The sequence below is a fragment of the Micromonospora sp. WMMC250 genome, from assembly GCF_027460215.1.
Classification (GTDB): domain Bacteria; phylum Actinomycetota; class Actinomycetes; order Mycobacteriales; family Micromonosporaceae; genus Micromonospora; species Micromonospora taraxaci.
Window position 1 is genome coordinate 7,056,575 of sequence record NZ_JAPZBJ010000002.1, and the last position, 23,224, is coordinate 7,079,798.

Sequence of the window (23,224 nt, forward strand, 5' to 3'; positions counted from 1 at the left end):
CCGGTCGCTATCGTCCGCCGTTTCCTCTGGTTCCTGCCGCTGACCGACGAGGAGGCCCGCGCTGTCGCACTGCGGCTGCGCTGAGGTTCACGCGGCGAGCGCCGGCCTCTGCTCGACCGGGTCGACGGTCTCGCCTGCTAGGGGATGGAAGTCACGCCACCAGGATCGGTACGTCGTACTTCTGGATGCGATCGTCCCTGGTGACAAGGGTCAGCCCTTCGTGCAGGGCCTGCGCGACAAGCATCCGGTCGAAGGGATCCCGGTGAATCAGCGGCAGTCGACCAGCCGCGATGGCGTGATCGTGGCGGATCGGGAGTTCCCGCAGTTCGGCGTCACGAATCCGTTCGGCCAGATCGGCCGGGCCGGGCAGCTTGCCGAGCGACTGTTTGATCGCGACCTCCCACAGCGTGACCGGGCTCAGGTACACGTCGGGTTCGGTGTCGATGCGGTCCTTGATGTCCGTGGCGAGGACCGGGTCGTCGGTCAGCCACCAGAGCACCACGTGCGTGTCGAGCAAGAGCCTCATCCGGGCAGCCCGAAGTCGCGAGTGATCTCGTCGTTGACCTCGTCGGAATCCCAGTCGCCGGTCAGATCCAGCGCACCGCGCAGAGATCCGCGACCGGTGCGTGTGGTACGACGAAGCGGAATGACCTTGGCGACCGGGTGGCCAGCCCGGCTGATCACGATCTCCTCGCCGTGCTCGACCCGTTCGATGATGCGTGACAGATTCGTCTTGGCGTCGTGGATGTTGAACTGCGCCGCAGCTTCACCGGCCACCGTGGCACCTCCTTAGCTAAGAGGTTAGCCCGCGGCAGGGCTCGGTACGAGGAGCGACGCCGGAAACGACGCAGGCTCCCTCCCCGCCGGAGCGGGGAAGGAGCCTGGTGACCATCGGTACGTCAGTTGGCGATCATGCGGCGCAGCACGAACTGCAGGATGCCGCCGTGCCGGTAGTAGTCCGCCTCACCGGGGGTGTCGATCCGCACCACGGCGTCGAACTCCACGCCGGTGTCGGTGCTGACCTGCACGGTGCGCGGGGTCTCCCCGTCGTTGAGGGCGGTCACCCCGGTGATGGTGAACGTCTCGGTGCCGGTGAGCCCCAGCGACTCGGCGGTGACGTCCACCGGGAACTGCAACGGCAGCACGCCCATGCCGATCAGGTTCGAGCGGTGGATCCGCTCGTACGACTCGGCGATGACCGCGCGGACGCCCAGCAGCATCGTGCCCTTGGCCGCCCAGTCCCGCGACGAGCCCGAGCCGTACTCCTTGCCGGCCAGGATGACCAGCGGGACGCCGGCCTCCTGGTAGGCCATCGAGGCGTCGTAGATCGAGGTCTGCTCGCCGGTGAGGTGGTTGACGGTGAAGCCGCCCTCCACCCCGGGCACCAGCTGGTTACGCAGCCGGATGTTGGCGAACGTGCCCCGGATCATCACCTCGTGGTTGCCCCGGCGGGAGCCGTACGAGTTGAACTCGTGGCGGGGCACACCGTGCTCGGCGAGGTACGTGCCGGCCGGGGAGTCGACCTTGATCGCGCCGGCCGGCGAGATGTGGTCGGTGGTCACCGAGTCACCCAGCTTGGCCAGCACCCGAGCGTCGGCGATGTCGACGACCGGGCTCGGCTCCTGCTGCATGCCCTCGAAGTACGGGGGCTTGCGCACGTAGGTGGAGTCGTTCTCCCAGGCGAAGGTGTCGCCGGTCGGGGTCGGCAGTGACTGCCAGCGCTCGTCGCCCGCGAAGACGTCGGCGTACGCGGCGCTGAACCCGGTGGCGCCGATCGCCTGGGCGATGACGTCCTGGATCTCGGCGCTGTTCGGCCAGATCTCGCGCAGGTAGACCGGGTTGCCCTCGCTGTCCTCACCGATCGGCTCGTTGGCCAGGTCGATGTCCATGGTGCCGGCCAGGGCGTAGGCGACCACCAGCGGCGGCGACGCCAGGTAGTTCATCTTGACGTCCGGGTTGATCCGGCCCTCGAAGTTGCGGTTGCCGGAGAGCACCGAGACGACCGACAGGTCGTGCTCGTTGACCGCGGCGGACACCTCCTCGGGCAGCGGGCCCGAGTTGCCGATGCAGGTGGTGCAGCCGTAGCCGACCAGGTTGAAGCCGAGCTTGTCCAGGTACGGCGTGAGACCGGCCCGCTCGTAGTAGTCCATGACGACCTTCGAGCCGGGCGCCAGGGTGGTCTTGACCCACGGCTTGCGGGTCAGGCCCTTGTCGACGGCGTTGCGGGCCAGCAGGGCGGCACCGATCATCACCTGCGGGTTGGACGTGTTGGTGCAGGAGGTGATCGCGGCGATCACCACGGCGCCGTGGTCCAGCTCGTACTCGACACCGTCGGTGCCGGTGACCCGGACCGGGTTGGTGGCCCGCCCGCCCGCTCCGGCGGCGGCCGTCTCCAGGTCGCGCGGCTCGTCGGCCGGGTCGCTGAATTCGTTGGCCGGCGGGTCGCTGGCCGGGAAGGACTCGGCGCTGGCCTCGTCGGCCGGGCCGTTCGCGCCGCGCGGCAGCTCCTCGCGGGCCACGCTGGGCTTGAGGTCACGCTCACCGGTGGAGTCGTCGGCGACGTAGTCGGTCAACGCGGAGCGGAACAGCGTCTTGGCGCTGCCCAGCGGCACCCGGTCCTGCGGGCGCTTCGGGCCGGCGAGCGACGGCTCGATGGTGCCCAGATCAAGCTCCAGGCGCTCCGAGTACTCCGGCTCGGCCTCCGGGTCGTGCCAGAGGCCCTGCTCCTTGGCGTACGCCTCGACGAGCGCGACCTGCGCGGCGTCGCGGCCGGTCAGCTCCAGGTAGCGGACCGTCTCCGCGTCGATCGGGAAGATCGCCACGGTGGAGCCGTACTCGGGGGACATGTTGCCGATGGTGGCCCGGTTGGCCAGCGGCACGGCGCTCACGCCGGGGCCGTAGAACTCGACGAACTTGCCGACCACACCGTGCTTACGCAGCATCTCGGTGATGGTCAGCACCAGGTCGGTGGCGGTGGTGCCGGCCGGCATCTCACCGGAGAGCTTGAAGCCCACCACGCGGGGGATCAGCATGCTGACCGGCTGGCCGAGCATCGCGGCCTCGGCCTCGATGCCGCCGACGCCCCAGCCCAGCACGCCCAGGCCGTTGACCATCGTGGTGTGCGAGTCGGTGCCGACGACGGTGTCCGGGTACGCCTGCCCGTTGCGTTCCATGATCGTGCGGGCCAGGTACTCGATGTTGACCTGGTGCACGATGCCGGTGCCCGGCGGGACGACCTTGAACTCGTTGAACGCGGTCTGGCCCCAGCGCAGGAACTGGTAGCGCTCCTTGTTGCGCTCGTACTCCAGCTCGACGTTGCGGGCGAACGCGTCCTCGCGGCCGAACAGGTCGGCGATCACCGAGTGGTCGATGACCAGCTCGGCCGGGGCGAGGGGGTTGACCTTGGTGGCGTCGCCGCCCAGGTCGCGGACGGCCTCGCGCATGGTGGCCAGGTCGACCACGCAGGGCACGCCGGTGAAGTCCTGCATGAGCACCCGCGCCGGGGTGAACTGGATCTCCACACTCGGGGCGGCGGTGGGGTCCCACCCGCCGAGCTGACGGATGTGGTCGGCGGTGATGTTCGCGCCGTCCTCGGTCCGCAGCAGGTTCTCCAGCAGGATCTTCAGGCTGTACGGCAGCCGAGCGTGGCCGTCCACCTTGTCGATCTTGAAAATCTCGTAGCTCGCGTCTCCGACGCGTAGCTGGGTCTTCGCACCGAAGGTGTCGAGGCTCGCCACGTCGTACTCCTTCACACCAGCGACCGTGAGTAGTCCTGAGCAGTCTGTCGCACCGGTCGGGGTGCCGCCGAGGTTAGGTGACACTTACCGCCGATTCCGCGCTCAACAAAACCGTACGTCCGTCTTGCTAGTTGTGCAACCCGGCTGCCCTGCCGACGACGCCACCATCACCCCTAGCCTCCTAGGACGGGTACGGGGTGTGCGCTGGTCCTCGACGCCCCTGCTGCGGTGGCACCGGGCCGACGAGTCGCCCGGGTAGGGTTCGAGGCCGGCCGGAGAAGGGGTCAACCGTGTTCGATGTCCAGCACTGGCTCGTGGCGTTGCCGCCGATCGCGGTCTACCTGCTGGTCGGCGGGGTGATCGGCGTGGAGAGCATGGGCGTCCCACTGCCCGGCGAGATCGTCCTGGTCAGCTCCGCCCTGCTCGCCGCCACCGGGGTGGTGGAACCCGAGTGGGTGGCCACCGCCGCCGCCACCGGCGCGATCATCGGCGACTCCATCGGGTACGCGGTCGGCCGCCGGGGTGGGCGGCCACTGCTCGCCCGACTGGGCCGGCGCTTCCCCCGCCATCTCGGCCCCGCCCAACTCGCCCGCGCCGAGCAGAGCTTCGCCCGGTACGGCGTCTGGGCCGTGTTCTTCGGCAGGTTCGTGGCACTCCTGCGGATCCTGGCCGGGCCGCTCGCCGGAGCGCTGCACGTGCCGTACCGACGGTTCCTGGTGGCGAACGCTGCCGGCGGGCTGGTCTGGGCGTTCGGCACCACGTACCTGTTGTTCACCGTGGGCCGGGCGGCCGAGCACTGGCTCAAGGACATCTCCTGGGCCGGGTTGGCCCTCGCGGTCCTGGCCGGCCTTGCCAGCACCTGGTGGCTACGCCGACGCGCCCACCGCGTCGAGTCGGCCGACGATGGCTCTGGCCTGGCGGTGGCGAAGGTGGCTCAGCCGGCTGCGGTGGCCCCCGGCGGTCAGTCGGCCGCTACGGCCCCCCACGACGGTCCGGTCCGGGCGGGCAACGAGCACTGATCTCTGGACATGGTGAAGGGCCGGGCCCCGTGGTGGGGTCCGGCCCTTCGTCGTTCGTCGTGCTGTGTTGCTGTGTGGTTTAGCTGGTGGCGTAGCCGCGGGTGGCGATCCAGTCGGCGAGGTGCTCGATGGTGACCTGGTAGGAGGCGGTGTTCGGGTCGGCGGAGTCGGCGATGGTGACGATGGTGCCGTTGTCGCGGTAGCCGACGACGCTGATGTAGTGCCCGCCCTCGAAGGAGTGGATGCCACCGTCGGTGTCGGTGGTGGTGCCGGCGATGTTGGCGACCACGGCCCGGCCGTCGTCGACGGTCTTGACGACGTCGGCGCGCAGGGTGTCGGTCTGCTTGTCGTCGGCCTTCGGGGTGCTGATCTCGACGGAGTGGTAGGCGTCGTTCTTGCCGGTCTCCTTGTTCAGCACCGGGGTGATGTCGTTGATGGAGTTGGTGCCGGCCTCGGTGGTGCCCATCTCCTTGGCCATGGCGTCCACGTTGATGTCCTTGCCCTGCACACTCAACGCGTTGCGGGTCGCGGCGGGGCCGCAGTAGTAGAAGTTCGGCTGGGCTTCGTAGCGCACGCCCAGCTCCCGCTCACCATGACCCTTGCGGTCGGTCTGGGTCTGGGTGGTGGGCTTGCTGGTGTTGGGGGCGGCGAACGCGGTCGTGACGGGGCCGACGATGGCGCCACCGGTGAACGCGAGGCCAGCGGCGGTCAGGGCGGTCTTACGAATCAGATCGGTACGCATGATGGCGTGCTCCTCTGCGTCATCGGGGGAACCCGCACGACTCACCGGGGGACGGCCGTGCGGGAAAGCTCAGATACCCGGCGACCCCGTGGGGCCGGCGTCGGGAGACGGGTGTAACCGGGTGGGGCGGCGGATCATTCCGCCGGGCTCCCAGCCCACGTGTGCTCCGGGGATGTAACCGGCTGCGGCGGCGAACGCATTCCGCCGGGCTTCCGGTCCGGGGGGTCGGGGGTGTAACCCAGGCGGCCTGGCCGGTGTTCCCGGCGGCTGCCCTGCACCGGCGACCGACAGTCGCGGTGGCGTGCCAGGTATAACGACCCCGCCCGGCCCCCGATTCCGCCACCCGGGTGACCCCCACCACCCGGACAAACCTCGCACACCACGCGAACGCCGCCCCCACCCCGGCCGGCAGCCGCGCTGCCACGCACCCGCCCCGCCGAAATGCCCCAGCCGACGCCCCACACCACCTTGATCCACCCGAGTTCGCCGATAACGCGGTATCCGGAGGCTGGGGATACCCCGACTTCGGTGAAACGGAGTGGATCAACCCGCACGCGCGGCAGGGTGCGGTTCGCGCGCCCCAGGACGTCGGTGGGCATGCGCGAACCCTGCGCCATCTGCGCGGTTCGCGGGTCCCGATGGGATCGACGGCCCATGCCTCGACCCGACGATGTTCGCGCACGATCGGGCGAAGGCCGGGCCGAGCCACTGTCCATCCGGGAGCGTTATGGCGGGTGGTCAGGCGGGGTCGGTCGGCTTCGCGGCGTCGCTGGCCTGGGCGTGCCGTTCCAGCAGTCGCTGCCGAATCTCCTCGGGGGTGTACGCGCGTCGGCGTCGTTCGGCCCGTGCGATGACCACGCCGGAGGCTGCGACGCCGGCGAGGCCGGCCAACCCGAGAACCTTCCACCACCGCATTCGTTGCGCCATCGGCCTAGGCTAGACCCTCATGAGCATCAGCCTGGATGAGGCCGTCGAGTTGACCCGCACCGGCGACGTGTGGGTGTTCCGGGGTCGCAGCGTGCCGGACCGGGCGATCCAGTTCACCACCAACAGCCCGGTCAACCACGTCGGCATGGCCGTGGTGCTGGACGACATGCCGCCGTTGATGTGGCATGCGGAGCTGGGCAGGTCGTTGCCGGATCTGTGGTCGGGTACGCACCAGCGTGGCGTCCAGTTGCACGACCTGCGGGACGCGGTCTGCGTCTGGGCCAACAGGTACGGGCAGCGGGCCTGGCTGCGGCAACTCGATCCGCCGGCCGACGGGGAGATGGAGCGGGCGGTGCTGCGGACCATCGCACGGTTGGACGGCACCCCGTTCCCGTCTACCGCTCAGTTGGCGTGGCGGTGGGTGCGTGGTCGCGTGCCGGCGCTGCCGCGCCCTGGCCGGCTGTCCGCCCTGGCGCGCCCGATCAGGCTGCCCGCGCTGCCGCGCCCCGGCTGGCCGGCGCTTGCGCCGCGGCCGATCCCCACCAGCTCCGCCGACGCGAACGGCTCCGCGGGCTCCGCCAGCCCGGCAAGCCCGGCAAGCCCGGCAAGCCCGGCAAGCCAGGCCAGCCCGGCAAGCTCCGCCAGCCCGGCCGGATCGGCGAGCGCCGCCAGGCAGGCCAGCCCGGCCGCATCGGCGGGGGAGCGGGACCGGGCGTTGGAGACGGCGTACTGCGCCGAGGTGGTTGCGGTGACCTACGAGGCGATGGGTTTGCTGCCGGCGGGTCGGCGTCCCAACTGGTACGACCCGGGGCGGTTCTGGAGTGGGGACGACCTGGGTCTGACCGCCGATGCCCGGCTGGGTTCGGAGATCGAGGTAAGGGTGCCGCCTCGTTGAGGTTTGACCTGGGTGGTGACCGGCAATTGCTGTGGCCGTGAACGCCTCCACGGATCTCGACACGCTGGCCGACTTCTTCGACCGGTACGGCGTGGCGCTGACGTCCGGTGACCTGCCGGCCATCGCGGGCTGCTACGCCCTCCCGGGTCTGGTGGTGGCCGACACCTACAGTTTCTCGTTCACGTCACCGGCGGCGGTGGCGTTGTCCTTCGTGGGTGCCGCACCGGACTACCAGGACCGGGAGCTGATCGCGGCGCACGCCCGGATCGAGGATGTGCAGCCGGTGTCCGCGTTGTTGACGATGGTCGCGGTGGAGTGGGAGTTCCTGGACAGTCAGGGGCAGGCGGTGCCGGGGGAGCGGTACCGCTACCTGCTGCGGATCTCGGACGAGGGGCCGGTCATCTGCACCGTCGTCCGGACGGGTTGATCGAGCGGGACCGTCCGCCAGGTCGGGCCGTTTTCCGAACCGCGTCGGCTGGTCGGTTCGATCCGTACCCGCCCGATTCCCGAGCGGGGCGGTGCTGGCTACGCTGTCGCGTCGGTAGGGACGAGGGGAGACCTGATGGCGGTGCGGCCGGATGGTGCGGCAGGGTCGCGGGCGGCTCGAATGTTGGCGTCGGTGCCGTGGATCGTGGTGCTGCTCGGTGTGTGTGCGCTGGTGGTGCTGCTGGTGGTCGCGTTGCTGTCGTTCCGGACCAGGGAGCGGGAGTCCGTACCGCAGGGTGCTCCTCCGGTTTTCGTGCCGACCGTGCCGGCTGCCGAGTCGGCGACGGGTGGGCCGACTCCGGCCGGTGTGGAGCGGCGCTCGGTGTCGCCTCGGCCGTCGCGTAGCAGCCGGACGCCGTCGCCACGGGCCACAGTGACCAGCTCTCCGACGCCGGGGCGGACGGCCGCTCCGTTGGTGTCGACGCCGTCGGGCGGTGCCACGGTCACCGCCCGCTACCAGGTCGGCTCGAACGGCTGGGACGGCGACGCGGCGGTGTTGTCGATCGCGAACGAGACGAGCCGGTCGGTGGACTGGTCGGTGGAGTTGACGTTCGACGACGATCTCTGGGCGTTGCGTGTCAGCGACGACTCGGGGGTCTCGATGCGGGGACGCGGGAACGGCGAGTTCGTGTTGTGGGGGACCCGTTCGCTGGAGCCGGGTGCTTCGCGGACGGTGCGTCTGCGGGTGGGCTGGGGTGAGTCCGCGCAACGGCCGCAGCGGTGCACCATCAACGGGGTCGACTGTCGGCTCGGTTGAGTGGACGGTGAGTGGTGCCGGCGCTTTCCGGTCCGGCCGCTGATCGCTACGCTGCCCGGACGGTCCGCTGAGGGAGGTTCATGTCCGGCATGCGTCGCGCCCCGCGACTGACGCCCGGTCCGGCCGCGATCGTGTCGTCGCCCTGGGTCGTGGTGGGCGCTGGTGTGGTCGTGATGGTGGTCCTGCTCGTCATGACCCTGGGTGCGTACCGGGGGCGTAGCCCGGCACCGGACGGGGCGTCGGCGCCGCCGGCGTTGCCGTTGCCGTCGGAGGTGACGCCGAGTCGACCGACGCCGGTGGCGTCGCCGGTCCCGGTCATGCCGGGGTTGTCCGGGCGTGCGAGCGGGTTGCCGCCGAGTGCCGTGACCGGTTCGCCGTCGCCGTCGGTCGCCCCGCCGGTCAGTCCGCCCGGTCGGCCGGTGGTGACCCGGTCGCCGACTCGTGCTCCGCAGGGGCAGCCGACGTTCAGCGGGCGCTACCGGGTGGTGCAGAGCTTCGACGGGGGCTTCATCGGCGAGGTGGCGATGGTCAACGTGTCCGCGCAGAGCCGTGGGTGGACGGTGCGGTTGGAGTTCTCCGGTGGGCGGTTCGTGACCGCCTGGGTGGAGGGTGTGCCACAGGGGACGGTCCGGCAGTTCGACGGCGGTTTCACGTACGTCAGTGGGGTGGACGTGCGTCCCGGCGGGTCGGTGTCGTTGCGGTTCCACATGGAGCGGACGTCCAGCACACCGCGGTCGTGCACTGTCGACGGGGTGCGCTGCGGCGGCTTCTGAGCCGTCCCTTCCGCAAGGTTGCTGCTCTGTTGCGACCATGTTTGCAAGTCATTGCAGAATCTTTCGGCAAGGGTTAGCGTGCGGCAATTCCGCGACCAGAGGAAGGCGTCGATGAAACCCTCGCCGAGACCGCATACCGCCCTGGCCCTCGTCTCCCTGCTCACAGTGACCCTCGCCGGCACCTCGGTCGCCGTGCCGGCGGCCGCCGCCGCAGCCCCTGGCCCGTCCGGAGCTGCCGTCGTCACCGCCGGCGGTGACGCCCAGTGGAGCAAAGAACCGACCGCCGAGGCGCTGTCGAAGGCCGGCGGCAACTCCGCGCGGGCCGAACAGTTCTACTTCGTCCTGCCGGACCGGTTCGCCAACGGTGACCCCCGCAACGACTCCGGTGGCCTCGCCGGTGACCGGCTGCGGACCGGGCTCGACCCGACCGACAAGGGCTTCTACCACGGCGGTGACCTCAAGGGCGTCATCGACAAGTTGGACTACATCCAGGGAATGGGCACCACCGCCATCTGGCTCGCCCCGATCTTCAAGAACCGGCCGGTGCAGGGATCCGGCAATGACATCTCCGCCGGTTACCACGGTTACTGGATCACCGACTTCACCGAGGTGGACCCCCACTTCGGCACGATGGCGGAGATGAAGCGGCTGGTGAAGCTCGCCCACCAGCGCGGCATCAAGGTCTACCTCGACGTGATCGTCAATCACACCGCCGACGTCATCAAGTACGCCGAGGGCTCCTACGGGTACGTGGACAAGGCGACCTCGCCGTACACCGACGCGCAGGGGCGGGCGTTCGAGGACCGAAACTACGCCGACGGCAGCCGGGCGTTCCCGCCGGTCGACAGGGAGTCGTTCCCGTACACCCCCAAGTTCGACGAGCCGAAGGACGCCACCGTCAAGGTCCCGGCCTGGCTGAACGACGTCACCATGTACCACAACCGGGGTGACTCCACCTTCGCGGGCGAGAACAGCGAGTACGGCGACTTCTTCGGTCTCGACGACCTGTGGACCGAGCGGCCCGAGGTGGTCCAGGGGATGACGAAGGCGTACGGGGACTGGATCGGCGCCACCGGCGTCGACGGGTTCCGGCTGGACACCGTGAAGCACGTCAACATGGACTTCTGGCCGCAGTTCAGCCGGGGCATCGAACGGGCCGCCGAGAAGGCCGGCAAGAAGGACTTCTTCATGTTCGGTGAGGTGTACAGCGCCGACCCGGAGATCAGTTCCAGTTACGTCCGGCAGGGTGGCCTACCGGCGACTCTCGACTTCGCGTTCCAGGAGGCCGCGCGCGGGTACACCGCCGGTGCGGGGTCGGCGAAGGCGCTCGCCGACGTGTACGCCCGCGACGACCTCTACGCCGCCCGGAACACCGACGCCGGCCGGCTGACCACCTTCCTCGGCAACCACGACATGGGCCGGATCGGGTCGTTCGTCGCCGGTGGTGGCACCGACCCGGCCAGTCACCTGCGCCGTGACCAGCTCGCGCACCAGCTGATGTTCCTCACCCGCGGCCAGCCGGTGATCTACTCCGGTGACGAGCAGGGCTTCACCGGACCCGGCGGAGACAAGGATGCCCGCCAGGACATGTTCGCCTCGAAGGTGCCCGACTATCTCGACGACGACCTGCTCGGCACCGACCGCACCCACGCCAGCGACCAGTTCGACACCGGCCACCCGCTGTACCGGACGATCGCCGAGCTGGGCCGGTTACGCCAGGCGCACCCTGCGCTGCGCGACGGTGTGCAGGTCACCCGGTACGCCGCCGACGGTCCGGGCGTCTTCGCCGCCTCCCGGATCGCCCCCGCCGACCGCACTGAGTACGTGGTGGCGGTGAACAACGCCGACACGGCGCAGACTGTCACGGTGGACACCTGGTCGGCCGGCGCCACCTTCACCGGCATCTACGGCGACACCGGCCGTGCCACGGCGAACGCCGACGGCAAGCTGGCCCTCACCGTGCCGCCGCTGTCGGCGGTGGTGCACCGGGCCGGCACCCCCGTCGCGCGTCCCGCCGCCGCGCCGCGCATCACCCTCACCATGCCGGACGCTCCCGTCGCCACCCGGGCCGCCGTCACCGCCCAGGTGACCGGTGACCCCCTCTCGACCGTCACCGTCGCCGCCCGGGTCGCGGGCGGCCGGTGGACGTTGCTGGGCAGCGCCGACCGCGCGCCGTACACGGTGCAGCACGACCTGACCGGCCTGGCCGGCGGCACCCGGGTCGAGTACAAGGCGGTGGTCCGCGACGGCCGGGGCCGCACCGCGACCGCCCGGTCCGCCGCCACCGTGGGCACGCCGCCGCAGGGCGGGTCCCGGGAGTGGGCGGTGGTGCACTACCAGCGTCCCGCCGGTGGGTACGACGACTGGGGGTTGTACGCCTGGGGTGACATCGACCCGGGGTACGTCACCGAGTGGCCCAAGGGGCAGCCGTTCGCCGGGGAGGACTCCTACGGCCGGTTCGCCTGGGTGAAGCTCAAGCCGGGCGCGAAGTCCGTCGGGTTCGTGGTGGTCGACAAGGACGGCGACAAGGATGTCGCCCAGGACCGCAGCATCGACGTCACCACCACCGGGGAGGTCTGGCTCAAGCAGGGCGACCCGGTGGTCTACCCCAGCCGGCAGGCGGCCACCGGTGAACCGGACCCGCCGGTCGAGGAGAACACCGCGCTGATCCACTACCGGAGGGCCGACGGCAACTACGACGGCTGGGGTCTGCACGTGTGGGACGGCGCGGCCGACCCGACCGAGTGGTCCGCGCCGCTGAAGCCCATCAGGACCGACGCGTTCGGGGCGGTGTTCCGGGTGCCCCTGGCGGCCGGTGCGACCGGGCTGAACTACATCATCCACCAGGGCGACACCAAGGACCTGCCCGACGACCAGCGGCTCGACTTCGGCAGCGTCGGCCGGGAGGTGTGGTTGCTCGCCGCCACACCCGGCCGGTTGCTGCCGTCGACGGCGACCAGCGCCGGCGGGGACACCGACATCACCAAGCAGAAGGCGCACTGGATCGACAGGTCCACAGTGGTGTGGCAGACCCCGCCGACCGACGGCAGGACGTACGCGCTGGTCGTCGCCCCGGAGGGCGGTGTCGCTGTGGCCGACGGGGAGCTGACCGGGGCGTACACCAGCCTGCCGTTGCGGGCGCAGCGCAACGGGCTCACCGAGGCCCAGCGCGCGGCGTTTCCGCACCTGTGGTCGTACCGCAGCTTCACGCTGGACCGGCGCGACCTTGCCAAGGTCCCGGCGGCGCTGCGGGGGCAGGTGCTGGTGACCGAGCGCGACGCGTCGGGGGCCCTGCTCGCCGCGACCGGTGTGCAGATTCCCGGCGTGCTCGACGACGTGTACTCCCGTGCCACCGACGCCATCCTCGGGCCGACCTTCGCCGGGCGGACGCCGAGCCTCGCGGTGTGGGCGCCGACCGCGCGGACGGTGACGGTGCAGTTGTTCGACTCACCGACCGCCACGCCGAAGGCCGTGCCGATGCGTCGCGACGACCGCACCGGTGTCTGGTCGGCGCGCGGCGACCAGAGCTGGACCGGCAGGTACTACCGCTACCAGGTGCGGGCGTGGCAGCCGGCGGCGCAGAAGATGGTCACCGCGTCGGTGACCGACCCGTACTCGGTGGCCCTCGCCGCGGACTCCACGCACAGCCTGCTGGTCGACCTGAACGACGCGGCGCTGGCCCCGGCGGGCTGGCGGACGCTGCGCAAACCCTCGCCGGTGCCGCCCGCGAAGGCGCAGGTCTCCGAACTGTCGGTGCGGGACTTCTCCATCGCCGACGAGACCGTACCGGCCGAGCGGCGGGGGACGTTCCTCGCCTTCACCGACCCGAGAACCGCAGGGATGACCCACCTGAAGGCGCTCGGCGACGCCGGCGTCACCCACCTGCACCTGCTGCCGGCGTTCGACTTCGCGACGATCCCGGAGAAGCGGGCCGACCAGCGTCAGCCGGCCTGCGACCTGGCGGCGCTCCCGCCGGACTCCGCCGAACAGCAGAAGTGCGTGGCGGCGGTCGCGGAGACCGACGGCTACAACTGGGGGTACGACCCGCTGCACTACACGGTGCCCGAGGGCGGCTACGCCGTCGACCCGGTCGGGGCGGCGCGGACCACCGAGTTCCGGCGCATGGTCGCCGGTGTCAACGGTGCCGGTCTGCGGGTGGTCATGGACGTGGTCTACAACCACACGGCGGCGGCCGGCACGGACGACGCGTCGGTGCTCGACCAGGTGGTGCCCGGCTACTACCACCGGCTGTTGGACGACGGTACGGTTGCCAACTCCACCTGCTGCGCCAACACCGCCCCCGAGCACGCCATGATGGGCAAACTTGTCGTCGACTCGCTCGTCACCTGGGCGCGGCAGTACAAGGTGGACGGTTTCCGCTTCGACCTGATGGGTCACCACCCGAAGGCGAACGTCCTGGCCGTCCGCCGGGCCCTGGACCGGCTGACCGTCGCCCGTGACGGTGTCGACGGCAGATCGATCCTGCTGTACGGCGAGGGCTGGAACTTCGGCGAGGTCGCGGGCGACGCCCGTTTCGTCCAGGCCACCCAGGCCAACATGGCCGGCACCGGCATCGGCACCTTCAACGACCGGCTCCGCGACGCGGTGCGCGGCGGCGGACCGTTCGACAGCAACCCCCGCGCGCAGGGCTTCGCGTCCGGGCTCTACACCGACCCGAACGGCGACGAGGTCAACGGGTCGCCGGCCGAGCAGAAGGCGGATCTGCTGCGCGCCCACGACCTGATCAAGGTGGGGCTGACCGGCAACCTGCGCGACTACCGCTTCACCGACACCACCGGACGGCAGGTCACCGGGGCGCAGGTGGACTACAACGGCTCCCCGGCCGGCTACACCGCCGCGCCGGGGGAGGCCGTCACCTACGTCGACGCGCACGACAACGAGATCCTGTACGACGCGCTGGCGTACAAACTGCCGCAGGCCACAGCGGCTGCCGACCGGTCCCGGATGCAGGTGCTGGCGCTCGGCACCGTGGTGCTGGGCCAGGGCACCGGGTTCGTCACCGCCGGCACCGAGCGGCTGCGGTCGAAGTCGCTGGACCGCAACTCGTACAACTCCGGTGACTGGTTCAACCAGATCCGGTGGGGCTGCGAACGGGGCAACGGGTTCGGCGCCGGCCTGCCGCCCGCGGCCGACAACGAGGACAAGTGGCCGTACGCGAAGCCGCTGCTGGCGGACCCGGCGCTGGTGCCCGACTGCGCGGTGATCAACACCACCGACGCCCGGTACGCCGAGCTGCTGCGCATCCGGGCGTCGTCGCCGGTGTTCGGGCTGGCCGCCGCCGAGCAGGTGCAGCGGCGGGTGGCGTTCCCGCTGTCCGGGGAGCAGGAGACGCCGGGAGTGCTGACGATGACGCTGGACGCCCGCGGGCTGGGTGGGCAGTGGACGTCGGTGACCGTCGTCTTCAACGCCACCCCGAAGACGACAACGCAGACGGTGACCGGTCTGCGAGGGGCGAACATCGCGTTGCACCCGGTGCTGGTCGACTCGGCCGACCCGGTGCTGCGTACCGCCTCGTTCGACCGTGCCGCCGGGACGTTCACCGTGCCGGCGCGCAGCGTGGCGGTCTTCGTCCAGAGGTGACGCGAACCGGCCCCCTCCCGCTGGTGCGGAAGGGGGCCGGTCTGTGTGCTGTTGTCACCCGAGGGTGATCAGGCGAAGCAGTTCTCGATGGTTCCGCCCGGGATGGCCAGGCAGTTCGTCGGGCGGTTCGCGGTGATCGCGGACTTGTCGTCCACGTTCACCTCCCCGAAGAAGCTGAAGACACCGCCCGGAGCGAAGGTGGAGAAGTTGTGGGCGACCTTCGTCTTCGACAGGTTGACCTCGCCGAAGATGTTGAAGATGCCGCCGCCGACCCCGATCGGGCCGATGGCCCGGTTGCCGACGACCTCGCTGTCACGCAGCGTGGTGACGCTGAAGGCGTTGAAGAGCCCGCCGCCGAAGAAGCCGGCGGTGTTGTCCTTGATGCTGCTCTTCTCGAACGTGGCCACGCTGTCGAAGGCGATGGCCACACCGCCACCGACACCGGCGGTGCTGTTCTTCTCCACCGTGACGTGGTGCAGGTTCAGCTGGCTGTCCGCAGCGGCGATACCACCACCGGCGAGGACCGCGGTGTTCGAGACGAACTTGGTCTCGTACGCCGTGGTGTTGCCCTCGATGTCGAGGTAGCCACCGCCGAAGCCCAGCGTCTCGTTGTCGGTGATCTCGGCCTTCTTGAGCTCGACAGTTCCGCCGTCGACGTCGTCGGTGAAGATCGGCGCCGCGCCGTTGGAGATGCCGCCACCACCGATGATGGCCGTGTTGTCGTTGATCTTCGACTCCTCGACCTTGAGCAGGCCGGCGTTGAAGACACCGCCACCGAAGAAGAAGGCGGTGTTACGGGTCACGGTGCTGTGCCAGATCTTCGTGGTGCCGAAGTTGGCCACACCACCACCGTTGCCGCCCGACTGGTTCAGGACGACCTCGGACTCCAGGATCTCGGCGGTGCCACCCGGCTGGACCAGGATGCCGGCACCGTCGGTCGGCTCCGGGTACTCGACGAGCGGCGTGACGACGCCCCCCTTGGCAGCCGGCGCGGCCTTGGGCGTGACCTTCGGCGCGGCCTTGAGGCCGGCCTTCGGGTTGGCCTGCCGGGCGGAGAGCGCCTCGTTCAGCGGCGTGCCCGCCTTCACCTGGGCCGCGATCGCCTCGGAGTCCGAGTACGACGCCCAGACCTCGGCCGGCTGGACACTGTTGAACAGTTCGAGGGTCTGGCCGCCCTTGATGGTCAGGCCCTTGATGGTGAGGTGTCCACCGCTGCCGACGTTGAGGATCCGGAAGTAGTCCGCCGTGGCTTCCCGGGCGATCGTGGTGTGCTCGCCCTTGAGCGTGATCCGCTCGGTGATCACCGGCAGGCCGTTGCCCTGGTAGTCGTTGCGGGTCAGGTTGTAGGTGCAGCCCTTGGCCAGTTCCAGCACACCGCCGTGCTTGCTGTTGGCGAAGACGATCGCCTGGATCAGCTTGTCGGTGTCGCAGGGCACCTCCTTCCCGCGCTCGTGGTCCTTGTCCTTGTCCTTGTCCCGGTCCTTGTCCTTGTCCCGGTCCTCGTTCTTGTCCCAGTCGCGCGACTCGTCACCCCGCTGGTCACCGTCCTTGCTGACCTGCGCGGTGTTCCAGTTCAGGCCGACCGCTCCGGCGCTGCCCGCGACGCCCACCGCCGCGAGACTGATCACGCCCGTCAAACCGGCCACGCCACTGGCGAGCCAGAGCTTGCGGCGGCGCTTGGCCGTCGCCCGCCCGGAGGCTTCGTTGTTCGTTAGGTAGTTGGACATCGGAGCTCTCTGCCCTCTCCTCGTACCAGACAGGGTCGCCGCCGTCAGACGGGCGTCCCCTGCTACAAATCGGTTGTAGCTCCCAAAACCACCGTATGAGAAGGTTCCTCGCCTCGCGGGCTTATCCGAGAGAACCCCACATTAGGTTCATCTTCGGCCCGGACCGCCCGGCACACCCCGGTTGGGGACGTGCCCCCCGGAGGGTCACTGAGCTGCCCAAATGGGTACGCCCCTCCGTGCCGAAGACCGGCTCGGAGGGGCGCGCCCTCTATGTGGATCAGCCCCACCCGATCAGGCGAAGCAGTCCGAAACGTTGAAACAGTTGGTCGGGCGGTTGGCGACGACCGCAGACTCGTCGTCGAGCGTCACCGTGCCGCCGAGGCTGTTGAAGATGCCCCCCGGCGGGAGGGTGGAGAAGTTGTGCGCCACCTTCGTCCGGTGGAGCGTGACCTCGCCGCCCTCGGTGTTGAGGATGCCGCCGCCGCGGGCGAACGGACCGACGGCCCGGTTGCCCGACACCTCGCTGTCGCGCAGCGTGGTGACGCTCTCCTCGTTGAAAAGGCCGGCGCCGGAGGAACCGGCGGTGTTGTCGTTGATCCTGCTGTTCTCGATGGTCGCCACGCTGTCGAAGGCGGCCACACCGCCACCCGAGCGAGCGGCGCTGTTCTTGACCACAGTGGCGTCCTTGAGGGTGAGCTGGCTGTCGGCCACCGCGACGCCACCACCGTCGAGCACCGCGGTGTTGTCACTGACAGTCGTCTGGTGCAACGTCGTGGTGCCCTCGACATCCAGGACGCCGCCGCCGAAGCCGAGCGTCTCGTTGTCGGTGACCTCGCTCTTGTAGACCCAGACCGAGCCGCCGTCGACATCGTCGGTGAAGATCCGGGCAGCGCCGTTGGAGATGCCGCCGCCGCCGATGATGCCGGTGTTGTCAGTCACCTTCGACTCGTCCACCTGGAGCACGCCGGCGTTGAAGATGCCGCCGCCGAAGAAGAACGCGGTGTTGTGGGCCACCGTCGTCTTGCTGAGCCTGGTGCTGCCGAAGTTGGCCAGCCCGCCGCCGTTGCCACCGGACTGGTTGTAGAGCAACTCGCTGTCCAGGATCTCCGCGCGACCACCGGGCTGCACCAGCACCCCGGCGCCGTCGGTGAACCCGGGCTCCTCGACCAACGGCGTCACCGCCGGTGCGGCTACCGGAGCTGCCGTGGTCTTGGCGGCTGCCGCCTCGGCCTTGGTCGCCGGTGCCGGCTTGGCCGCCTTGGTCGCCGGTGCCGGCTTTGCCGTCTTGGTCGCTGCCGCTGCCTTGGCTGCCGTTGCCGCCTTGGGTGCTGCCGCTGGCGCCGCTTCCGGCTTGACCGGTTTGGCTGCCGCCTTGGCTTTCGCCTTGGTCTCTGCCGCCGACTTGGCTGCTGCTGCCGCCTTGGCTGCCGGGGCTGCCTTGGCTGCTGCCGCCGGCTTCGCTGCCGGCTTGGCCGCCTCGGCTGCCGCCGGCTTCGCCGCTGCCCCGCCGGCCGCCGCCGACGACCGGACCAGGGCGGAGTACGGTGCCCAGACCGTCGCCGGGTCGGCGGTGGCCGCGGCCTGAAGGGTCTGCCCACCCCTGATGCTCAGGCCCTTGAGGGTGAGGTGCCCGCCGGCGCCGACATTGAGAATGCGGAAGTAGTCAGCGGTGGCCTCACGCCCGATGATGGTGTGCTCGCCCTTGAGGGTGATGGGCTCGGTGATCACCGGCAGGCCATTGCCGTCCTGGTTGCGGGTCAGGGTGTAGGTGCAGCCCTTCGCCAGCTCCAGCACGCCGCCGTCGTCGTTGTTCGCGAACGTGATGGCCTGGATCAACTTGTCGCTGTCGCACGGCACCTGCCTGGTGCGGTCCTTCTCGTCGCGCTTGTCGTTCCCGCCGGACCGGTCGTCGAAGCCGCTCCAGTCGTCGCCGCTCCACTCGTCGTCCCGACCGTCGCTCTTCGAGCTGCCCTCGTCCGCGCCGCCGGCGTCGCTGACGTTCTGCCGGTTGGTCGACGGCTGAGCATCCGAGACCTGGTCGGATTTGGGCTTGTCGTCGCGGGCGGCCACGCCGCCGAGGGCCGCCAGGCCGACCACACCGGTCAGCCCGGCCACGCCCGCGACCCACAGCGCCCGCCTTCGTCGTGTCGGCGGAGCTGTCGAGGCCCCGCCGTCGGTACTCGTTACGTCGTTGGACATCAGAGCCTTCCGCCCTTTCCTGCTACCAGACGGGGTCGCACCGCCTGGGGCGCCACGACCAGCTACAAATGGGTTGTAGCCTCTGATCCCCACCGTATGAGAACCATCTTCGCGATGCGGACGTATCCGAGATAACCCCGCATTCGGCTCAGGTCGGTTGAGGTCGGGCAACCGGTTCGGGGTGGTGGAAAGGGGGCGCGAGCAGCGCAAACGCGAGCAGCGGGGACGCCGCCAGGCGGATGTCGCCGCGGGCAGGGCGCGCGGTGCCGCTGTCAGGCCTGGTGGACACCCGTCGGCCATGCCAGAACGTGATCCACTCGGTTTCCTTGATGACGCGGTCTCCGGCGGGGCGGAAAGCGCGACATCAGTGAACCCGAGTGGATCATGGAGCGCTCTGGCCGCTGGAGCGTCCGTCCCAGGGCGAGGCGAGGGCGCAGCCCGGACGGCCCAACGCGGGCCGGGCCGGTGCGGTCCGGGGCCGACCGGGGCCGACCGGGGCCGACCGGGGCCGCGAGAGCGGCCGAGCCGGCGGCCAAGATCCCGGCAATATCAGGGATGTTGGTGTCTCACGCACGTCTGAGGCAGCACCATCCGGGATGGTGCTGCCTCAGACCGGCGGGAAAGGGGCGAGCCGGGCCGGACGTCTTCACGTCGCGGCCCGGCTTCAGGGGTTGGCCGGCGGCACCGTGGGCTGCTCGGCCGGGGGAGCTGTCGGTCAGCCGGGCAGGCGGGGGCCGGCCTCGCGCTGCTCGGCCAGCCAGGTCTCCACCTCGTCGGACGTGCGCGGCAACCCGGCCGACAGGTTCGTCGCACCGGTCGCGGTGACCAGCACGTCGTCCTCGATCCGGATGCCGACGCCGCGCAGCTCGGCGGGGACCAGCTCGTCCTCGGGCTGGAAGTACAGCCCCGGCTCGACGGTGAGCACGTAGCCCTCGCCCAGAGCGCCGTCGCGGTACGTCTCCTTGCGGGCGTTCGAGCAGTCGTGCACGTCGATGCCGAGCATGTGGCCGAAGCCGTGCAGCGTCCACCGCCGGTAGACCGTCGACTTCTCGTCCATCGCCTCGTCGACGCTCACCGGCAGCAGACCCAGGTCGGACAGGCCTTCGGCGAGGACCCGCATGCAGGTCAGGTGGACGTCCTTGAACTTCACACCGGGGCGGATGGCCTCGATGCCGGCCTGCTGCGAGGCGTACACGATGTCGTAGACCTGGCGTTGCAGGGCGGTGAACCGACCGTTCACCGGGAGCACCCGGGTGACGTCGGCGGTGTAGAGGTTGCGGCCCTCGACGCCCATGTCCATCAGCAGCAGGTCACCCGGTCGGGTGGCGCCGTGGTTGTGCACCCAGTGCAGGATCGTGGCGTGTTCGCCGGCGCCGACGATGGAGCTGTACCCGACGTCGTTGCCGTCGTGACGGGCCCGCAGCGCGAAGACACCTTCCAGGAGTCGCTCGGAGACGGCGCGGTCCGCCGGGAGGATCCGGGCCACGTCCTCGAAGCCGCGGACGGTGGCGTCGATGGCGTCCTGGAGCTGGCCGATCTCCCACTCGTCCTTGACCAGCTTCATCTCCGAGATGGCGATCGCCAGCTCTCGGTCGCGGGCGGGCTGCCCGTCGGCGCGGACGCCATCGTAGGGACGGACGGCCGCGTCCACCTGGGCGTCGAAACCGCGCAGCACCCGGGTACGCCCCGGTGCCAGGTCGGCGAGCGTCGCCTCCAGGCCGGTCAGGTCGGCGGTGGGCAGGCCCAGCTCGGTCGACTTCTCGGTGAGCGTGTGCCGCCGGCCCACCCACAGCTCGCCGTTGCGGCTGCGGAAGAACTCGTCGGTCTCCCGGGAGGACCGGGGCCGCATGTACAGCGTCGCGTCGTGCCCTGAGCCGTTCGGGCGCAGCACGAGCACGCTGTCCGCGTCGTGGTCGCCGGTCAGGTAGGCGAAGTCGCTGCCGGGCCGGAACGGGTAGTCGGTGTCGTTGGCCCGGACCTTCTCGGTGCCGGTGGGGATGACGAGCGTCTCGCCGGGGAACGCCGCCGAGAGCGCGGCACGCCGCTTGGCGTAGTTCGGTGTCTCCGGCCGGGGCGTCACGGGGAGCGCCGTGTCGCGCCAGCCCTGCCGCATGAAGGACAGGAACGCCTCCGGGAAGTCCGGATCGTGCGATTCCGTACCGTCCGTCGGCGTGCCGTCGGTGCGTCCCTCGGTCATTGCGCCGCTCCCTCCGCTTCGTTGCTGGTCCCGACGGTACCGCGCGTCCGGTTCGCGGCGACGCCCGCCGGGAGTGGGCGGATCGACGGACGGCTGCGACGGGTCGACAGGGCGCGTGGAAAGATGGCCACCATGTGCGGACTTCTGGCCTTCTTCAGCGCGAACGGTAACGCCGCCGCGCATCGCGACCACATCGCCGGAGCGTTGGAATGCCTGCACCACCGCGGCCCCGACGAGACCGGGGTCGAGGTGGTCGGCGACGCTTCCGGCCGGTACGCGGACGGCGTGTTCGCCCACAAGCGGCTGGCCATCATCGACGTCGCGTCGAGCCACGAGCCGCTGCCCTACGCGAACGGTCGTTACCTGCTCACCTTCAACGGTGAGATTTACAACTACATCGAGTTGCGCGAGGAGTTGATCAGGAACTTCGGCGCGCAGTTCGCCACCGCCGGCGACGGCGAGGTGATCGTGGCGGGCTACCACTTCTGGGGCGAGCAGGTGCTCACCCGGCTGCGGGGCATGTTCGCCTTCGTCATCTGGGACCGGCAGGAGCGGCGGGCGTTCGGGGCCCGCGACTACTTCGGCATCAAGCCGATGCACTACCTGGAGACCGCCGACGGTCTCTACCTGGCGTCGGAGAAGAAGGCGTTGCTGCCGTTCGCGCACAGCAACTACCAGGGCGACGCGGGCGTCGACACGGCCAACCTGAGCCACTACCTGACCCTGCAGTACGTCCCCGAGCCGGGCACGCTGCACAAGGGCATCAGCCGGATCGGGTCGGGGGAGTACCTGAACTGGACGCCGGGCGGTCGGATCGACGTACGCCGGTGGTATCGCCCGGTGTTCCGGCCCGCGCCGGTCGACGACGAGCAGAAGCTGTACCACGAGATCCGGGAGACGCTGCGGGAGAGCGTGCGCATGCACATGCGCTCCGACGTGCCGGTCGGCTCGTTCCTGTCCAGCGGCATCGACTCCACGGCGGTGGTCGCGCTGGCCCGCGAGTTCAACCCGAACATCCTCACCTTCACCGTCGGCTACGACGTGCCGGGCTACTCGGAGATCGACGTCGCCCAGGAGTCGGCGCGGCACCTGGACGTCACCACGATCCCCACCAAGATCGGTCCGCAGGACATGATCGACGCGCTGCCGAAGATCGTCTGGCACCTGGACGACCCGGTGGCCGACCCGGCGCTGGTGCCGCTGTACTTCGTGGCGAAGAAGGCCGCCGAGCACGTCACTGTGGTGCTGTCCGGCGAGGGCGCGGACGAGTTCTTCGGCGGCTACACGATCTACCGGGAGCCGCTGTCGTTGGGCACCGTCAACGGTCTGCCCGGTGGGGTCCAGAAGGGCCTGCGCGCGGTCTCCAAGGCGATCCCGCAGGGGGTCAAGGGCAAGAGCTTCCTGGAGCGCGGCACGACTCCGATCGAGGAGCGCTACTACGGCAACGCGCGGATGTTCACCGAGGAGGAGAAGCAGCACCTGATGCGCCGCTACGACCCCTCGGTGCGCTACACGGACGTCACCGCCCCGATCTACGCCGAGTGCACCGAGCTGGACGACGTCACCAAGATGCAGTACGTCGACCTCTACACCTGGCTGCGCGGCGACATTCTGGTCAAGGCGGACCGGATCTCGATGTCGCACTCGCTGGAGGTGCGGGTGCCGTTCCTCGACCGTGAGGTGTTCGACGTCGCGGCGAAGATCCCGGTGGACCTGAAGCTGCCGCCGCGGTCCGACGCGACGAAGTACGCGATGCGTCAGGCGTTGCAGGGTGTCGTGCCGCCAGCCATCGTCAACCGCAAGAAGCTGGGCTTCCCGACCCCCACCCGGGTCTGGCTGCGCGGCGAGATGTACGAGTGGGCCCGGCACGTGCTGAGCACCTCGGGTGCGGGTGACCTCCTCGACCTGTCGTACGCGCTGCGGCTGCTCGACGAGCACAAGCGGGAGGAGGCCGACCACTCCCGCAAGGTGTGGACGGTGTTGATCTTCTGCATCTGGCACGCGATCTTCGTGTCGAAGACGCTCGACCCGGGCATCCAGCGCAACCAGTCGGCCCTGCTGACGAAGCCGGTAGTGGGTTCCATGGTCCGCTGACCACGGCCCCACCCCGTCGATCGCTCCACCCCGTCGATTGCTCCACGCCGTCGATCAAGAGGTTTGCGTC

General features: G+C 70.0%; 15 protein-coding genes. 7 read left to right on the forward strand and 8 right to left on the reverse strand.

Annotated elements, in window-relative coordinates:
* Window positions 1-151: 151 nt before the first annotated feature.
* The 3 genes from O3438_RS32170 to O3438_RS32180 form a co-directional block, all read right to left on the reverse strand.
* Entirely contained in the window at window positions 152-526 is a 375-nt protein-coding gene (locus tag O3438_RS32170; protein ID WP_269683243.1) for a type II toxin-antitoxin system VapC family toxin, read from the reverse strand.
* Complete coding sequence (locus O3438_RS32175; protein ID WP_269683244.1) at window positions 523-777, reverse strand: type II toxin-antitoxin system Phd/YefM family antitoxin; 255 nt, start codon at window positions 775-777, stop codon at window positions 523-525. The genes O3438_RS32170 and O3438_RS32175 overlap by 4 nt, the downstream gene beginning before the upstream one ends.
* Before the next feature lie 122 nt (window positions 778-899).
* Window positions 900-3,752 (reverse strand): aconitate hydratase, encoded by a 2,853-nt coding sequence (locus tag O3438_RS32180; protein ID WP_269683245.1) that lies wholly within the window; start codon window positions 3,750-3,752, stop codon window positions 900-902.
* A 275-nt stretch (window positions 3,753-4,027) separates the two neighbouring features.
* Between O3438_RS32180 and O3438_RS32185 the strand changes: the two genes are divergently transcribed.
* A complete protein-coding gene (locus O3438_RS32185) occupies window positions 4,028-4,756 on the forward strand; it encodes a DedA family protein (protein ID WP_269683246.1) in 729 nt (242 codons plus the stop codon).
* 79 nt (window positions 4,757-4,835) lie between these two features.
* On the opposite strand, the gene O3438_RS32190 is transcribed toward O3438_RS32185, so the two are convergent.
* Together O3438_RS32190 and O3438_RS32195 are read right to left on the reverse strand one after the other, a co-directional pair.
* A complete protein-coding gene (locus tag O3438_RS32190) occupies window positions 4,836-5,498 on the reverse strand; it encodes a C39 family peptidase (RefSeq protein WP_269683247.1) in 663 nt (220 codons plus the stop codon).
* A 738-nt stretch (window positions 5,499-6,236) separates the two neighbouring features.
* Window positions 6,237-6,425, reverse strand: a complete 189-nt coding sequence (locus O3438_RS32195; protein ID WP_145779898.1) for a hypothetical protein — start codon at window positions 6,423-6,425, stop codon at window positions 6,237-6,239.
* Between the two features lie 19 nt (window positions 6,426-6,444).
* On the opposite strand from O3438_RS32195, the gene O3438_RS32200 reads away from it, so the two are divergent.
* From O3438_RS32200 to pulA, 5 genes are all read left to right on the forward strand, one after another.
* A complete protein-coding gene (locus O3438_RS32200; protein ID WP_269683248.1) occupies window positions 6,445-7,320 on the forward strand; it encodes a hypothetical protein in 876 nt (291 codons plus the stop codon).
* 37 nt (window positions 7,321-7,357) lie between these two features.
* The gene (locus O3438_RS32205) at window positions 7,358-7,747 is read left to right on the forward strand and encodes a hypothetical protein (RefSeq protein ID WP_269683249.1); all 390 of its coding nucleotides are present in this window, start codon (window positions 7,358-7,360) and stop codon (window positions 7,745-7,747) included.
* Window positions 7,748-7,882: 135 nt separating this feature from the next.
* The gene (locus tag O3438_RS32210; protein ID WP_269683250.1) at window positions 7,883-8,563 is read left to right on the forward strand and encodes a cellulose binding domain-containing protein; all 681 of its coding nucleotides are present in this window, start codon (window positions 7,883-7,885) and stop codon (window positions 8,561-8,563) included.
* Window positions 8,564-8,643: 80 nt separating this feature from the next.
* On the forward strand, window positions 8,644-9,336 hold the full coding sequence (locus tag O3438_RS32215) for a cellulose binding domain-containing protein (protein ID WP_269683251.1): 693 nt from the start codon (window positions 8,644-8,646) through the stop codon (window positions 9,334-9,336).
* Window positions 9,337-9,447: 111 nt separating this feature from the next.
* Window positions 9,448-14,937 carry a pullulanase-type alpha-1,6-glucosidase gene (pulA, locus tag O3438_RS32220; RefSeq protein ID WP_269683252.1) on the forward strand — a complete coding sequence of 1,830 codons (5,490 nt, stop codon included), beginning with the start codon at window positions 9,448-9,450 and terminating at the stop codon, window positions 14,935-14,937.
* Window positions 14,938-15,005: 68 nt separating this feature from the next.
* Here the strand turns inward: pulA and O3438_RS32225 are convergent, their stop codons facing one another.
* The 3 genes from O3438_RS32225 to O3438_RS32235 all read right to left on the reverse strand — a co-directional run bounded on the left by O3438_RS32225 (window position 15,006) and on the right by O3438_RS32235 (window position 21,060).
* Window positions 15,006-16,664 (reverse strand): hypothetical protein, encoded by a 1,659-nt coding sequence (locus O3438_RS32225; protein ID WP_269683253.1) that lies wholly within the window; start codon window positions 16,662-16,664, stop codon window positions 15,006-15,008.
* A 291-nt stretch (window positions 16,665-16,955) separates the two neighbouring features.
* Window positions 16,956-18,863, reverse strand: a complete 1,908-nt coding sequence (locus O3438_RS32230; RefSeq protein WP_269683254.1) for a hypothetical protein — start codon at window positions 18,861-18,863, stop codon at window positions 16,956-16,958.
* Between the two features lie 715 nt (window positions 18,864-19,578).
* Window positions 19,579-21,060 (reverse strand): aminopeptidase P family protein, encoded by a 1,482-nt coding sequence (locus O3438_RS32235; RefSeq protein WP_145779904.1) that lies wholly within the window; start codon window positions 21,058-21,060, stop codon window positions 19,579-19,581.
* A gap of 132 nt (window positions 21,061-21,192) precedes the next feature.
* On the opposite strand from O3438_RS32235, the gene asnB reads away from it, so the two are divergent.
* The gene (gene asnB, locus O3438_RS32240; RefSeq protein ID WP_145779905.1) at window positions 21,193-23,154 is read left to right on the forward strand and encodes an asparagine synthase (glutamine-hydrolyzing); all 1,962 of its coding nucleotides are present in this window, start codon (window positions 21,193-21,195) and stop codon (window positions 23,152-23,154) included.
* Window positions 23,155-23,224: the final 70 nt, after the last annotated feature.

Bases quoted from the DNA above. Each gene is read 5' to 3' on its own strand.
- O3438_RS32170 (WP_269683243.1), bottom strand. From the start codon at position 526: ATGAGGCTCTTGCTCGACACGCACGTGGTGCTCTGGTGGCTGACCGAC.
- O3438_RS32190 (WP_269683247.1), bottom strand. From the start codon at position 5,498: ATGCGTACCGATCTGATTCGTAAGACCGCCCTGACCGCCGCTGGCCTC.
- O3438_RS32195 (WP_145779898.1), bottom strand. From the start codon at position 6,425: ATGGCGCAACGAATGCGGTGGTGGAAGGTTCTCGGGTTGGCCGGCCTC.
- O3438_RS32200 (WP_269683248.1), top strand. From the start codon at position 6,445: ATGAGCATCAGCCTGGATGAGGCCGTCGAGTTGACCCGCACCGGCGAC.
- O3438_RS32210 (WP_269683250.1), top strand. From the start codon at position 7,883: ATGGCGGTGCGGCCGGATGGTGCGGCAGGGTCGCGGGCGGCTCGAATG.
- O3438_RS32215 (WP_269683251.1), top strand. From the start codon at position 8,644: ATGTCCGGCATGCGTCGCGCCCCGCGACTGACGCCCGGTCCGGCCGCG.
- pulA (WP_269683252.1), top strand. From the start codon at position 9,448: ATGAAACCCTCGCCGAGACCGCATACCGCCCTGGCCCTCGTCTCCCTG.
- O3438_RS32225 (WP_269683253.1), bottom strand. From the start codon at position 16,664: ATGTCCAACTACCTAACGAACAACGAAGCCTCCGGGCGGGCGACGGCC.
- O3438_RS32230 (WP_269683254.1), bottom strand. From the start codon at position 18,863: ATGTCCAACGACGTAACGAGTACCGACGGCGGGGCCTCGACAGCTCCG.
- O3438_RS32235 (WP_145779904.1), bottom strand. From the start codon at position 21,060: ATGACCGAGGGACGCACCGACGGCACGCCGACGGACGGTACGGAATCG.
- asnB (WP_145779905.1), top strand. From the start codon at position 21,193: ATGTGCGGACTTCTGGCCTTCTTCAGCGCGAACGGTAACGCCGCCGCG.